The following is a 14273-nucleotide window of genomic DNA, read 5'->3' on the forward strand; positions in this document are numbered from 1 at the left end:
CCGGCCGGAGAGGTTGTGACAGCTTTCGGCGTGACGCCGGTCACCCGTGCAGGATGTCGGCGAGGAGCTCCGCGCCGTCGACGACGCGGGGGCCCGGCCGGTTGAAGTAGGCCGGGCCGTCCAGGATGTGCACGGCGGGGATGTCGTCCCAGCCGGGAAGGCCGGTCAGCAGGGGGAGCTCCGCCTCGGTCCGTTCCGGCGGGAAGCCGCAGGGGATGAGCAGCAGGATGTCGGGCCGTGCTTCGACGACGGCGTCCCAGGTGATCGGCCGGGTGTGTTCGCCCGCGTGGGCGAGCAGCGGGGTTCCGCCCGCCGCTTCGATCTGTTCGGGGACCCAGTGCCCGGCGGGCCAGAGTGGGTCGAGCCATTCGATGGCCGCCACCCGCGGGCGAGGCCGCCCCGCGACCCGGGCGCGGACAGCCGCCAGCCGCTCCTGAAGACGACGAGTCTCGGCGGCCGCCCGTTCGGGGACTCCCAGCACCTCGCCGAGTGTGGTCAAGCAGGTGAAGATGCCTTCCAGCGTTCGCGGTTCGAGGCTGACGACCCGGGTGTCGCCCTCCATGGCGCGCACGGTTTCGGAGACCTGCCGGTAGGAGATCGCGCAGACGTCGCAGAGGTCCTGGGTCAGCACGACGTCGGGTTCGGCGGCCGCCAGCAGCGCGGAGTCGAGGGAGTACAGGCCCGAGCCGCGATGCTCGCCGCCGACGGCCGCCGAGATCTCCCGGCTCGACAGCACGTCGTGGTCGATCGCGCTGCTCGTGACCACCGGGACGTCGTCGAGCGCGCCGGGCGGCCAGTCGCATTCGTGGGTCCGGCCGGTCAGCGACGGCAGCAGTCCGAGGGTCGCGACGAAGTCCGTCGCGGCGGGGAGCAACGAGACGATCCGCATCCGTCCACGGTAGGTGACCAGCGCATCCTGCACATCTGAGCGAGTCAAATGCGTGAAACTGCACTCTTGGAGCATTGACGTTGCACAAAACTGCACCTAACGTGACAGCTATTGCGCACAACTGGCACGGATGGGGAGTTCATGAGCGGGACCTTCATGGCGGCGGAGATCGCGAGCCAGCCCGGCTGCTGGCGGGACGCGGCGGCGCTGGCCTCGGCGAACAGTGATCTGCTGCCGCCGCCCGGCGCGCGGGTCGCGATCGTCGGCTGCGGCACGTCGTGGTTCATCGGCCAGGCGTACGCCGTCCTCCGCGAGTCCGCCGGGCTCGGCGAAACCGACGCCTTCGCCGCGTCGGAGTTCCCGGTGGGCCGCGGCTACGACCACGTGGTGGCGCTGACCCGGTCGGGTACGACCACCGAGGTCCACGCCCTGCTGGCGAAGCTGCGGGGCAAGACGCCGACCATCGCGATCACCGGGGTGCCCGGCGAGATCGAGAACGCCGCGGACACCATCGTCGACTTGTCCGTCGTGGACGAACGCTCGGTCGTGCAGACCCGCTTCGCCACCACGGCGCTGGCGATGCTGCGAGCGCACCTCGGCGAGGACCTGAACGCGGCCGCGGACCAGGCCGAACGTGTCCTCGCCGAACCGCTGCCCGACGAACTGATCACCGCGGAGCAGTTCAGCTTCCTCGGCACCGGCTGGTCGGTGGGCATCGCGAACGAGGCCGCGCTCAAGTTCCGCGAGGCCTGTCTGCTGTGGACGGAGTCGTACCCGGCGTGGGACTACCGGCACGGGCCGATCAGCATCAGCGAACCCGGCCGCGTGACCTGGATGTTCGGGCAGGCGCCGGACGGCCTCGCCGACGACGTCGCCCGCGCGGGCGGCCTGTTCGTCGAGAGCGGCCTGGACCCGCTCGCCGACCTCGTCCGCGCGCAGCGGGTGGCCGGGGCCATCGCCGCCCGCAAGGGGCTCGACCCGGACAACCCCCGCAGTCTCACCCGTTCCGTCGTCCTGACCTGAGGCCGCCGTGATCGTCACCGTCACGCCGAACACCGCGCTGGACGTCACGTACACAGTGGACGGTCTGCGGCCCGGTGAGGTGCACCGGGTGGGCGACGTGCGGAACCGGGCGGGCGGCAAGGGCGTGAACGTCGCCAGGGTGCTGCACGCGCTCGGCGCCGACGTCCGCGCGGTCCTGACCGCCGGTGGTGCGACGGGATCCGCCGTCGTGGCGGACCTCGCGGCGGTGGGGGTCGCCGCGGAGGCCGTCCCGATCGGCGGGGAAACCCGTCGCACCACCACGGTCCTGGCCGGCGACGGATCGGTCACGCTGCTCAACGAACCCGGCCCCAGGCTCACCGAGGACGAATGGCAAGCGTTTGCGGCCGCCGTCCGAAACCGGAAACCGGACGTGCTCGTCTGCTCGGGCAGCCTGCCGCCGGGAGCCGGGGGATACGCCGGGCTGCTCGGCGCTTCACCGTCCATCTTGGACACTTCGGGTGAGGCGCTGATCGCCGGGCTCACCGGGAAACCGTCCGTGGTCAAACCGAACGCCGACGAACTGCGCGAGGTCACCGGCCTGCGCGATCCGGTGGCCGCCGCGGCCGAACTCCGCAAGGCCGGGGCGGGCGCGGTCGTTGTCTCCCTGGGCCCTGAGGGGCTGCTGGCGGTGACCGGATCCGGCACCTGGCACGCGGCACCGTCCACGGTGCTGCGGGGCAACACCACCGGCGCGGGCGACGCCGTCGTCGCGGCGCTGGCACTGGGCCTGAGCAGGCGCGAGTCGTGGCCGGACATCCTGCGCCGGGCCGTCGCGCTGTCCGGCGCGGCCGTGCTCGGCCCGCTCGCCGGGGACGTCGACCTCACGCACTACCAAGCCGAACAGGGGCTGGTCGCCGTGCGCGCCCGCCCGGATTAGGAGACGTCATGCCTCTGGTGGGAACCGGGGAGATCGTCGGTGCCGCCGCGGCGGCCCGGCACGGCTGCGGCGCGTTCAACGCGATCCAGCTCGAACACATCACCGCGATCATCGACGGCGCCGCCGCGGCGAAAGCGCCGGTGATCGTGCAGCTGAGCCAGAACGCCGTGAAGTACCACGGCTCACTGGCGCCGGTCGGCACGGCGGCGCTCGCCGCGGCCAGGGGCGCCGTCACCCCGGTCGCGGTGCATCTCGACCACGCCGAGTCGGCCGACCTCGTCCGCGAGGCCGTCGCGCTCGGCTTCGGGTCCGTCATGTTCGACGCGTCCAAACTGGACTACGCCGACAACGTCCGCGCGACGCGTGAAGTCGCCGCGTACTGCCACGACCATGGAGTGTGGGTCGAGGCCGAACTCGGTGAGGTCGGGGGAAAGGACGGTGTCCACGCGCCCGGCGCGCGCACCGATCCGGACGAGGCGGCGGAGTTCGTCGCCTCCACCGGTGTCGACGCGCTGGCGGTGGCCGTCGGCAGTTCGCACGCCATGCTCACCCGTGACGCCGCGCTGGACTTCGAGCTGATCGCACGGCTCCGGGAACGGGTACCGGTGCCGCTGGTGTTGCACGGCTCGTCGGGCGTGCCCGACGACGGGCTGGCCGAAGCGGTACGGGCCGGGATGACGAAGATCAATATCGCCACTCAGCTCAACAAGGTGTTCACCGCGGCTGTCGCGGACGACTGGCGCGCGTATCCCGAGCGTGTCGACCCGCGGAAGTACCTCGGCGCCGGGCGTGCCGCGGTCGCCGTCGAGGTGCGGCGGCTCTTGGGAGTGCTCAAGCTTGATCATGTTGAACCGGTCAAGGTGACGATTGAGCAGAGTTTGCGCGATTGAGTGTTGACATGTGCGTGAAACCTCACAAAACTGCGCAAGAACAAGCAGAACTTGTGTGATCTTCGATCCAGGTGGTGGCGGATGCGGGTAGGCAGGCTCACGGCATTGACGGCAGGGGCGGCGCTCCTGCTCGCGGGATGCGGCGGCGGGGACACGGCCGGTGGCACCGGCGAGAACGCGCTTCCGGGCGTCGATCAGTTCCTCAACGCGCCTTGTCCGGAGGCGGCGGTGAAACCCGCGACGGACAAGGAGTTCACGTACTGGTCCATGTGGACGGCCGACGAGCCGCAGGGCAAGGTCCTGCAGAAGGCCTTCAAGTGCTTCACGGAGAAGACCGGCGTCAAGGTCGACGTGCAGTGGCTGGGCCGCAAGGCCTACACGCAGAACCTGGTGCCCGCGCTGAACACCGACGCGGTGCCGGACCTGTTCGACCAGGACGTCAGCAAGGTCGGCGCGGCGATCATGACGCCGGGCGGCACGCAGAGCGTCGACGACGTCTTCGCGATGAAGGTCGGCGAGGGCGACAAGACCGTCAAGGACGTGCTTTCGCCCAGCTCGTACGACTTCCCGCAGAACAAGGACCGCGAGGGCCACAACTTCATGGTCCCGTACACGATCCAGTCGAGCGCCTGGTGGTTCAACAAGGACACCGCGGGCGACATCCAGCAGCCGAAGACGATGGACGAGCTGATCGGCCTGTTCGACAAGGCGAAGACCGACGGCAAGGCCGCCATCAGCCTCGACGGCGACATCCCGTTCTACAACATGTACTACTACACCCAGCTCGCCGAGCGGTACGTCGGCGCGGGCGGGCTCTACAAGGCGGCGACCGACAAGACCGGCCAGGCGTGGAAGACCGAGCCCGGTTTCCTCAAGGCCGCCACCGAAACCGCGAAGCTGCCCAAGCACTTCATCGACGGCTGGGACGCGGCGAAGTTCCCGCAGGTGCAGCAGCGCTGGGCCGACGGCGACTCCCGCTTCCTCTACGTCGGCAGCTGGGCGCCGAGCGAGACCCGCGAGTACCTCGACAAGCAGGGCTCCGGGACGAAGATCAACTACGGCTCGTTCCAGTTCCCGATGCCCGCGGGCGCCACGCACGACACCGTCGAGCAGATGTCGATCGGTTTCTCGGTGACCAAGAAGGCCAAGCACGCCGAGGGTGCCAAGGCGTTCATCGCCTACTTCCTCAACAAGGACCTGCTTTCCGGGATCCCGGCGGTGGCCGACAACCTCGTGCCGCGCGCCGACCTCGCCGTGCCGGACGACCTCAAGCAGGTCAAGGCCGCGCTGGACGACCCGAAGAAGGAACACGTCCTGCAGTACGACGGCATCGACGGGATCGCCGGCGGCAAATGGCAGACCGACGTCTTCGACCCGGCCGACATCGCCCTGCTGAAGGGGCAGATCACCCCGGAACAGTTCGTGGACCAGCTCGCCACCAAGGGCGCTGAGTTCTGGAAGAACCAGGGCTGATGGCCACGGTCACGACCAAGTCGGCCCGGCCCTTGAAGGCCGGGGCCCACTTGCACCGCAAGAAACGGCTGTTCTGGCCGTTCGCGGCGCCGGCGCTGGCGCTGTACCTGGCCTTCCTGGTGCTGCCGACGATCGCGACCGTGGTGCTGAGCTTCACCAGCTGGGCCGGTGCGGGGGACACGCCGAAACCCAACGGCGTCACCAACTACACGCAGATGGTGTCGAGCGACTCGTTCCAGTACGCCTTCGGCAACACGCTGATCTACGTGTTCCTCGGCGGGATCGGCACGTTCGCGCTGGCGTTCCTGTTCACCATGGTGCTGCGGGACATGAAGGGCGGGAAGACCGTCCGCGCCATCCTGTTCTTCCCCAACATCGTGGCGCCGGTGGCGCTCGGGATGTTCCTCGGCTTCGTGTTCAAGTACCAGCCGGGGAAACAGGGGCTCGCGAACTACGTGATGGAGAGTCTCGGCGCGGACGCGGCGAAGTTCCTCGCACCGTCCAATGTGACCGGTGTGGTGACGGCGTCGCTGATCTGGGCCAGTTCGGGTTTCTACATCACCATCCTGATGGCCGCCGTCGACCGCATCCCGCCGTATCTCTACGAGGACGCGGAACTGGGCGGCGCGTCACCGTGGCAGAAGTTCCGCAACATCACGCTGCCGATGACCTGGGACGTCGTCGGCGTCGCCGGGGTGTTGTGGACGATCAACGCGCTCAAGATCTTCGAGCTGGTGTTCGTGCTGGCCGGGCCGGGCACCTACGCCCCGCCCAACGAGGCGTGGACGCTGGGGATCTACGTGTTCGACCGGACCTTCGGCTCGAACGGCACCCCGGACTTCGGCGCCGCCTGTGCCTGCGCGGTGGCGATGATCGCGCTGGTGTCCGTGCTCGTCGTCCTGCTCCGTCGTTTGATGCGCCGTGACGCGATCCAGTTCTGAGGGAGACGAAATGTCCGTCACCGACGTCGAGGCGCCCGCGCGCCCGCCGGCGAAACCGGTGCGCAAACCACCGCGCAAACCTCGTCCGGCACCCGGCTCGAAACGGTTCAGTCCGTTGCGCGTCCTGGGTTCCACGATCGTCTGGCTGTTCACCGCGGGCAACATCCTGGTGCTGTACTGGCTGCTCACCGCGTCGTTCAAGACACCGGTGGAGATCTTCACCAAGCCGTTCGCCCTGCCGTACCAGTGGTTCAAGAACGGCAAGCCGTTCCGGAACTTCGTCTACGCCTGGAACAACGCCGGTTTCGGTGACGCGGTACTGACCACCGTGGTCCTGGTCGGGCTCGCGACGGTCGTGACGGTCGCCGTTTCGGCACCCTGCGCGTACGCCCTGACCAGGCTCGGCGTCCGCGGCTCCGGTCCGATGACGAACGTCGTCGCGATCGGCATGGGCGTGCCGTTCCAGACCGTGATCATCCCGCTGTTCGTGGTGCTGAGCAAAATCCACCTGGACAACGAGTACGGCCTGTTCGTGCTGTACGTGGCGCTGTCCATCCCGTTCACGGTGTTCCTGATGACCGGCTTCTTCCGGTCGCTGCCGGACGAACTGGAGGAGGCCGCCGCGCTCGACGGCGCTTCGCCGATGCGCACGTTCTTCTCGGTCATGCTGCCGCTGACGCGCGGCGGCATGATCACCGCGCTGACGCTGAACGCCATCGGCCTGTGGAACGAGACGCTGCTGGCGATCGTGTTCCTCAAGGACCAGGCGCACTTCACGCTCTCCCGCGCGCTCTTCACCTTCTACGGGGCCGCGAGCTACCAGTCGGAGTACGGCGGCCTGATCGCCGGGGTGGCGATCGTCGTGCTCCCGATGCTGGTGCTCTACCTCGTACTCGCCCGCCGGATCATCACCGGCCTGACCCTCGGCGCCGGAAAGTAGGACCTGATGGCCACCGTGACCTTTTCCGACACCACCCGGTTCTACGCCGGGGTCGAACGCCCGGCCGTCGACGGCCTCGACCTCGAGGTCGCCGACGGCGAGTTCCTCGTCCTGGTCGGCCCGTCCGGCTGCGGGAAGTCGACCACGCTGCGGATGCTCGCCGGGCTGGAGGGCGTCGACGACGGCTCCATCCACATCGGCGACCGCGACGTCACCGAACTGCCGCCGAAGGACCGGGACATCGCGATGGTGTTCCAGAACTACGCGCTCTACCCGCACATGACGGTGGGGGAGAACATCGGCTTCCACCTGAAGCTGGCCAAGATGCCCAAGGCCGAACGCGAACGCAAGGTGCGCGAGGCCGCGGCCGTGCTCGACCTGACCGAGTACCTGGACCGCAAACCCGCGAAGCTGTCCGGCGGGCAGCGGCAACGGGTGGCGATGGGCCGGGCGATCGTGCGCGAGCCCAGCGTGTTCCTGATGGACGAGCCACTGTCCAATCTGGACGCCAAACTCCGGGTGCAGACGCGGACCCAGATCGCGTCCCTGCAGCGGCGGCTGGGCATCACGACGCTCTACGTCACGCACGACCAGGTCGAGGCGATGACCATGGGCGACCGGGTGGCCGTGCTGAAGGACGGGATCCTGCAGCAGTGCGACACCCCCGTCGGGCTGTTCGCGCGGCCGGTCAACGTGTTCGTCGCCGGGTTCATCGGCTCACCCGCGATGAACCTGCTGGAGACCACCGTGGACGCCGACGGTGCCGTCGTCGGCGGGACCCGGCTGCCGTTGACCCCGGCACAGCGGTCGGCGCTGACCGGTCCCGGCATCGTCGTCGGCGTCCGGCCCGAGGGCTGGACGATCGGCGACGGCGGTTTCGAGGTCGTCGTCGAGGTCGTCGAAGAACTGGGCAGCGACCAGTACCTCTACTGCCGGGACGGCGACCGCGTGCTGACGGTCCGCACCCCGGGCATGGCGCCGTGGCAGCGTGGCGAGCAGATCTCGCTGGCCCCGCAGCCGGGTTCGGTGCACCTCTTCGACGCCGCCACCGGTGACCGGCTCCCGGACGCATGACCCGCCTGTACCGCACCGGGCTGGTGCTTCCGGCGGCCGAGCTGGGACCGGAGAACCCGTTGCCACCGCTCCGGAAACCGGAGGCGGTGGCGAAGGTGTCCAATGTGGACGAACTGCCGCCGGATCTCGCGGAGGGCGTCGGATACGGCCGCCTGGACACCACGTTGCCGTGTCTGCTGCAGGACGGTTACACCCGTGAGCGCGTCGAACGCGAGCTCCCGGCGTTGGTGCTGGAGAACGACAAGCTCCGGGCCACCGTGCTGCCTTCGCTGGGCGGGCGGCTGTACTCGCTGGTCCACAAGCCGTCCGGACGCGAGCTGCTCTATCGCAACCCGGTGTTCCAGCCCGCGAACCTCGCCCTGCGTGACGCGTGGTTCGCCGGTGGCGTCGAGTGGAACCTCGGCAGCACCGGCCATACGACGCTGACCTGCGAGCCGATGTTCGCCGCGGAGATCGAGGGCCCGGACGGCACGCCGGTGCTGCGGCTGTGGGAGTGGGAACGGACCCGCGACCTGCCTTATCAGGTCGATTTCTGGCTTCCCGAAGAGTCGGACCAGTTGCTCGTGGCGGTGCGGGTGCGGAATCCGCATCCCTACGACGTCCCGGTGTACTGGTGGTCGAACATCGCGGTGCCGCAGAACGAGGGCACCCGGGTACTGGCTCCCGCGACACAGGCCTGGCACTACGGCTATTCGGGGCGGCTCGATCTGGTCGACGTCCCCGGCGAGCTGACGTACCCGGCCCGCGCGGAGGCCGCGGCGGACTACTTCTTCGAGGTGAACGGAAGACCGTGGGTCGCGGCCGTGGAGGAGGACGGGACGGGGCTGGCGCAGCTGTCCACCGACCGCCTGCGCGGACGGAAGCTGTTCCTGTGGGGCGAGTCCGCCGGCGGACGTCGCTGGCAGGAGTGGCTGGCGCCCGGGGCGGGCGGCTACCTGGAGATCCAGGCCGGACTGGCCCGGACCCAGCTGGAGCACCTGCGGTTGCCACCGGGGGAGGGCTGGGACTGGCTGGAGGCCTACGGTCCGGTCACCGCGGATCCGGCGACGGTGCACGGGGACGACTGGACGGCGGCGCGTGAAGCCGTCGCAGCCGGTCTGCCGTCGGCGGAGGTTCTGGACGAGTATCACGACGCCTGGCGGAAGATCGCCGACGTCACCCCGGAATCCTTCCTGGCCACCGGCTCCGGCTGGGGCGCGCTGGAGATCCGGCGGGCGCCGATGTGCCTGCCCGGCACACCGTTCCCGGACGAGTCCCTCGGTCCGGATCAGGAGCCGTGGCTTGCCCTGCTCGACGGAACGCCGCCGGACGGGGATCCGCTCGCCGTCCCGCCGTCGACGCTGGTGAACCGGTACTGGGCGGATCTCATGGAGTACGCCCCGAAGAACTGGCTGACCTGGTATCACCGCGGCGTCGCGCACTGGGCGGCCGGACGGCAGTCGGACGCGGTCGGAGCCTGGCGCGAGTCCGTCTCGGCGAACGAGAATCCTTGGGCGCTCCGGAATCTCGCGGTCGCCACGGCCGGGCACGAAGCCGCCTGGCTGTACCGGCGGGCGGTGGCCCTCGCGCCGTCGCTGCGCCCTCTGGTCGTGGAGGCGATCGCGGCGCAACTCGCCGCGGGGCTCCCGGACGAAGCGGGCGAGCTGCTCGACGGGCTGCCCCAGGAGGGGCGGATCGCCCTGCTGGCCGCCCGGACCCACCTCGCGCGAGGTGATCTCGCCGCGGCCAAGGCCGTGTACGACACGGGTTTCGAGGTCGCGAACCTCAGGGAAGGGGAAACGTCTCTTTCGGACACCTGGGCGGCGGTTTCCGACGAACCGCTGCCGGAACACCATGACTTCCGGATGAAGTGAGCGGCCGGGCCACTCGACCGGCGTGCCGCTCGCGGCGGACAACCGCGATGCAGCATACTGCTCGAAACAGTGGCCAACAGCGCAACGTCATGCGCGATAGGCCGCAGCGAGCTAGGAGTGGCGCGGATGGCCCGGCACGAACGGCTGAGCACCCTGCTGGACCTGCTGGGGCAGCGGGAAAAGATCGACGTCGAGGACGTGGCCGAGGAGTTGAACGTCTCCGCGGCCACCATCCGGCGCGACCTCGACCACCTGGCGGAACAGCAGTTGCTCACCCGCACCAGGGGTGGCGCGGTGGCCAACGATCTCGCCTACGACCTGCCGTTGCGGTACAAGACCGCGCGGCACGTGCCCGAGAAGCAGCGGATCAGTGTCGCCGCGGCGGCGCTCGTGGCGCAGGGCATGGTGGTCGGCCTCAACGGCGGGACCACCACGGCCGGGGTCGCGCGGTCGCTGGCGACGCGGTCGGATCTGGCGGGCCTGCGGGATTCGCCGGGGTTGACGGTGGTCACCAACGCGCTGAACATCGCGCACGAACTGGCCGTGCGGCCGCATGTGAAGATCGTGGTGACCGGCGGGGTCGCGCGCCCGCAGTCGTTCGAGCTCAGCGGTCCGCTGGCGACGCGGGTGCTCAGCGAACTGACGATCGACCTGCTTTTCCTCGGTGTCGACGCGTTCGACGCCGAGGCCGGCGCCTTCGCGCACCACGAGGGCGAGGCGAGTATCAACCGGCTGATGGTCGAGCGGTCGGAACGCGTCGTCGCGGTCGCCGACGGTTCGAAACTGGGCCGCCGCGCGTTCGCACGGATCTGCTCGACGCCGCAGGTGCACGCCCTGGTCACCGATTCCAACGCCGACCCGAAGGTGCTGCGTGCCTTCGAGGCCGCGGGGGTCGAGGTCCAGGCCGTCTGACCCGGCCGCTCCCGAGTGTCAGGAAAGGGGCTTTCAGGACGATTCTGTCCTGAAAGCCCCTTTCCTGACGTCCGGGGCAGGAAGACTCCTTGCCGCATAAGGATCTTCGAACGACCCGACGAAAGTCGGCAGCACCGCTTCGGCGGATGACTTTGCGCGAACCGTGCGCTATACAGAGACCATATTGCGTATTCATGCGCGAAAGGTGTCTTGAATGAGCAGAGTTGCGCAATCCCTGAGTTGTTTGGCCGCAGTGGCCCTTCTCGGACTTTCCCCGGTCCTCGCCCACGCCGATCCGGCCGCGGCGGCGTCCGGCAAGCTGGGCGACCTGACCGGGATCTCCGCCGAAGGCCCCACGGTCACCCTGAAATCGGGAAGCGCCGCCGTGCGCGTCAGCTTCCCGGCCGAAGGCGCCGTCCGCGTCTGGCTGGCGCCGGACGGCACGTTCACCGATCCGGCCGGGAGCAAGATCGTGCTGCCGCGCACGGGCGACCCGGTCACGCCGAAGAGGACCGACAAGGGGGACTACTGGGCGGTTTCCACGGGCAAGGCGACGCTGCGGGCGTACAAGCACCCGATGCGGCTCGCGTTGTACGACGGCGCGGACCGCAAGCGGCTCTGGGAGGAGTCGGCGCCGCTGTCCTGGACCGACAAGACGACCACGCAGACCCTGGCGCGGACGGCGGCCGAGCAGTTCGTCGGCGGCGGTGAGCAGAACGGCCGGTTCAGCCACCGTGACCAGACGATCCGGATCTTCGCCGACTACAACTGGGACGACGGCGGGGCACCGAACTCGCAGCCGTTCTACGCCTCCACGGCGGGATACGGCGTGCTGCGCAACACCTTCGCGCAAGGCACCTACGCCTTCACCGAGCCGGTGCGCACCACGCACGACGAGCGCCGCTTCGACGCGACCTACGTGGTCGGCGACGGGCTCAAGGACGTCATCACCGGCTACACCGATCTGGTCGGAAAGCCTTTCCTGCCACCGCTGTACGGGCTCGAACACGGTGACGCCGACTGCTACCTGCACAACGCCAACCGCGGCGAACGGCACACGCTGGACGCGGTGAAGGTCGCGGAGGGGTACACCGAGCACGGGATGCCCAACGGCTGGATGCTCGTCAACGACGGCTACGGCTGCGGGTACGAAAACCTCCAGCAGACGGGCGAAGGACTGCGCAAGAACGGGATGCAGCTCGGGCTGTGGACCGAGAACGGCGTGCCGAACCAGGTCGAAGAGGTCAAGGCCGGGGTCCGGGTCCGCAAACTCGACGTCGCGTGGGTCGGCCCCGGCTACCAGTTCGCGCTGGACGCGTGCGACACCGCGCACAAGGGCATCGAGGACAACAGCGACGCGCGAGGGTTCGTCTGGACGCCGGTCAGCTGGGCGGGCGCGCAGCGCTGCGGCGTGCTGTGGAGCGGCGACCAGGCCGGCTCCTACGACTACATCAAGTGGCAGATCCCGACCTACGCCGGTGCCACGACCTCCGGTATCGCCTACAACACCGGCGACATCGACGGCATCTTCGGCGGCAGCCCGCAGACCTACGTCCGTGACCTGCAGTGGAAGGCGTTCCTGCCGGTCTCGATGACGATGGACGGCTGGGCGGCGTCGGACAAGCAGCCGTGGCGGTACGGCGAACCGTTCACCTCGATCAACCGCAAGTACCTGCTGCTCAAGGAGCGGCTGCTGCCCTACACCTACAGCCATTCGGTGGAGGCGCACCGGACCGGTGTCGGCCAGGTCCGCCCGCTCGCGCTCGAATACCCCGACGACCCGAACGTCTGGGGCGAGAAGGCGAAGTACGAGTTCCTGTCCGGCAAGGACTTCCTGGTCGCGCCGGTGTACGAGAACTCCACCGTCCGCAACGGCATCTACCTGCCGAAGGGGACCTGGGTCGACTACTGGAGCGGCAAGACCTACACCGGACCGACCACTGTGGACGGTTACGACGCGCCGCTCGACACCCTGCCGCTGTTCGTCCGCGCCGGGGCCGTGCTCCCGATGTGGGCCGAGGGCACGAAGTCGTGGCAGACCAGGGACAAGGGCGTGCTCGACCTCGACGTCTATCCGCAGGGCAAGGGCTCGTTCACGCTCACCGAAGACGACGGCGTGACCCGGGCGTACAAGAACGGTGACCAGGCCAAGCAGACCTTCACCGTGGACGCGCCGAAGTCGGGGCTGGGCACGGTGACGGTCGGGATCGGTGCCGGTTCCGGTTCCTACGCCGGGAAGCCCGCGTCGCGGAACTATCAGCTGACCGTCCACACGGGAAGCAAGCCCGCGACCGTACTGGCCGGGACCTCGATCCTGCGGCAGTACGGCAGCAAGGCCGAACTGGACGCGGCACCGTCGGGCTGGTGGTTCGATCCGGCGACCGGCGGGGTCGCGCGGGTCAAGACCGGCAAGATCGGCGCCGGTGACCGCCAGGACGTCCGGTTGTTCGGCACGAGCGCGGTCGGCGGGATCTTCCCCGAAGACCGCAATGGATCGGTCGCGCTGTCCGTCCCGGCGGTAGCCGGTCCGGGGCAGACCGCGGAAGGCACGCTGAGCTTCACCAACGGTACGCCGCTCCCGGTGCGGGACGTCAGCTTCTCTTTGCCCGCCAACGGCTTCCGCGCCGAGATTCCCGCCGGTCCCCGGTTCGTGATGCCCGGCCAGACCGTGAAGGTCCCGGTGAAGGTGACGCCGGACGCGGGGATCAAACCGGACGACTACCAGCTCACCGCTTCGGCGTCGTACAAGGCGCGGCTGGGGGAGAACCGGGTGACCGACTCGGTGACGGTCACCGTCCCGCACGGTTCGCTGGCCGCGGCCTACGGCAACGTCGGCGTCACCGACGCGGCTCACGTCGCGGTGGGGGACATCGACGGCGGTGGCAGCAGCTTCCGGGCCGAAGGCCTGGCCGAAGCGGGGCTCAAACCCGGCGCGGGCTTCATCGCCCTCGGTGCCCAGCTGACCTGGCCGAAAACCGGCGCGGGCGAAAAGGACAACGTCCTCGCGTCCGGCCAGACGGTCGCGGTGCGGGGAACGGGCTCCAAACTGGTGCTGACGGGAACCGGCACGGGCACGGCGAAGGGCGCGGTCGTCGTCCGCTACGCCGACGGAAGCACGAGCCAAGCCGAACTCGGGTTCCCCAACTGGTGCTGCGCCGATCCCGCCCAGTACGGCGCGACGACGGTGGCGACCGTGCTGGGCAAGAACACCCGCACCGGGGCGGCGTATCCGACCACGCCGTACCGGGTCTTCGCGAACTCCGTCCCGCTGACGGCGGGCAAGGAGGTCGTCGCGGTGACGCTCCCGTCGAACAGCGCGATGCACGTGTTCGCGGCGGGAATCGGTTAGCTCTCGTGAGTGGTAAGGACGGTTCTAACCG

At 69.2% G+C, this 14273-nt stretch carries 11 protein-coding genes; 10 read left to right on the plus strand and 1 reads right to left on the minus strand.

Annotated elements, in window-relative coordinates:
• Positions 1-40: 40 nt before the first annotated feature.
• Positions 41-889 (minus strand): cobalamin-binding protein, encoded by an 849-nt coding sequence (locus ACLJRM_RS30485; RefSeq protein ID WP_410665015.1) that lies wholly within the window; start codon positions 887-889, stop codon positions 41-43.
• A gap of 141 nt (positions 890-1030) precedes the next feature.
• Between ACLJRM_RS30485 and ACLJRM_RS30490 the strand changes: the two genes are divergently transcribed.
• The 10 genes from ACLJRM_RS30490 (at position 1031) to ACLJRM_RS30535 (ending at position 14242) form a co-directional block, all read left to right on the plus strand.
• Entirely contained in the window at positions 1031-1912 is an 882-nt protein-coding gene (locus ACLJRM_RS30490) for an SIS domain-containing protein (protein ID WP_101608858.1), read from the plus strand.
• A gap of 7 nt (positions 1913-1919) precedes the next feature.
• Positions 1920-2810: a 1-phosphofructokinase family hexose kinase gene (locus tag ACLJRM_RS30495; protein ID WP_410665016.1), complete on the plus strand. Its 891-nt coding sequence runs from the start codon at positions 1920-1922 to the stop codon at positions 2808-2810.
• Between the two features lie 8 nt (positions 2811-2818).
• A complete protein-coding gene (locus tag ACLJRM_RS30500; protein ID WP_410665017.1) occupies positions 2819-3700 on the plus strand; it encodes a class II fructose-bisphosphate aldolase in 882 nt (293 codons plus the stop codon).
• Positions 3701-3781: 81 nt separating this feature from the next.
• Positions 3782-5173 (plus strand): ABC transporter substrate-binding protein, encoded by a 1392-nt coding sequence (locus ACLJRM_RS30505; RefSeq protein WP_101608855.1) that lies wholly within the window; start codon positions 3782-3784, stop codon positions 5171-5173.
• Positions 5173-6114 (plus strand): carbohydrate ABC transporter permease, encoded by a 942-nt coding sequence (locus tag ACLJRM_RS30510; RefSeq protein ID WP_410599229.1) that lies wholly within the window; start codon positions 5173-5175, stop codon positions 6112-6114. The genes ACLJRM_RS30505 and ACLJRM_RS30510 overlap by 1 nt, the downstream gene beginning before the upstream one ends.
• Positions 6115-6124: 10 nt before the next feature.
• A complete protein-coding gene (locus ACLJRM_RS30515) occupies positions 6125-7054 on the plus strand; it encodes a carbohydrate ABC transporter permease (RefSeq protein ID WP_101608853.1) in 930 nt (309 codons plus the stop codon).
• A gap of 6 nt (positions 7055-7060) precedes the next feature.
• Positions 7061-8128 (plus strand): ABC transporter ATP-binding protein, encoded by a 1068-nt coding sequence (locus ACLJRM_RS30520; RefSeq protein ID WP_410665018.1) that lies wholly within the window; start codon positions 7061-7063, stop codon positions 8126-8128.
• Positions 8125-9981, plus strand: a complete 1857-nt coding sequence (locus tag ACLJRM_RS30525) for a DUF5107 domain-containing protein (protein WP_410665019.1) — start codon at positions 8125-8127, stop codon at positions 9979-9981. The genes ACLJRM_RS30520 and ACLJRM_RS30525 overlap by 4 nt, the downstream gene beginning before the upstream one ends.
• 126 nt (positions 9982-10107) lie before the next feature.
• Positions 10108-10893 (plus strand): DeoR/GlpR family DNA-binding transcription regulator, encoded by a 786-nt coding sequence (locus tag ACLJRM_RS30530; RefSeq protein WP_101608850.1) that lies wholly within the window; start codon positions 10108-10110, stop codon positions 10891-10893.
• Positions 10894-11146: 253 nt separating this feature from the next.
• On the plus strand, positions 11147-14242 hold the full coding sequence (locus ACLJRM_RS30535) for a TIM-barrel domain-containing protein (protein WP_410665020.1): 3096 nt from the start codon (positions 11147-11149) through the stop codon (positions 14240-14242).
• Positions 14243-14273: the final 31 nt, after the last annotated feature.

It is taken from the genome of Amycolatopsis sp. lyj-84 (assembly GCF_046549075.1).
Lineage (GTDB): Bacteria > Actinomycetota > Actinomycetes > Mycobacteriales > Pseudonocardiaceae > Amycolatopsis.

Bases quoted from the DNA above. Each gene is read 5' to 3' on its own strand.
- ACLJRM_RS30485 (WP_410665015.1), bottom strand. From the start codon at position 889: ATGCGGATCGTCTCGTTGCTCCCCGCCGCGACGGACTTCGTCGCGACC.
- ACLJRM_RS30490 (WP_101608858.1), top strand. From the start codon at position 1,031: ATGAGCGGGACCTTCATGGCGGCGGAGATCGCGAGCCAGCCCGGCTGC.
- ACLJRM_RS30500 (WP_410665017.1), top strand. From the start codon at position 2,819: ATGCCTCTGGTGGGAACCGGGGAGATCGTCGGTGCCGCCGCGGCGGCC.
- ACLJRM_RS30505 (WP_101608855.1), top strand. From the start codon at position 3,782: ATGCGGGTAGGCAGGCTCACGGCATTGACGGCAGGGGCGGCGCTCCTG.
- ACLJRM_RS30510 (WP_410599229.1), top strand. From the start codon at position 5,173: ATGGCCACGGTCACGACCAAGTCGGCCCGGCCCTTGAAGGCCGGGGCC.
- ACLJRM_RS30515 (WP_101608853.1), top strand. From the start codon at position 6,125: ATGTCCGTCACCGACGTCGAGGCGCCCGCGCGCCCGCCGGCGAAACCG.
- ACLJRM_RS30520 (WP_410665018.1), top strand. From the start codon at position 7,061: ATGGCCACCGTGACCTTTTCCGACACCACCCGGTTCTACGCCGGGGTC.
- ACLJRM_RS30525 (WP_410665019.1), top strand. From the start codon at position 8,125: ATGACCCGCCTGTACCGCACCGGGCTGGTGCTTCCGGCGGCCGAGCTG.
- ACLJRM_RS30530 (WP_101608850.1), top strand. From the start codon at position 10,108: ATGGCCCGGCACGAACGGCTGAGCACCCTGCTGGACCTGCTGGGGCAG.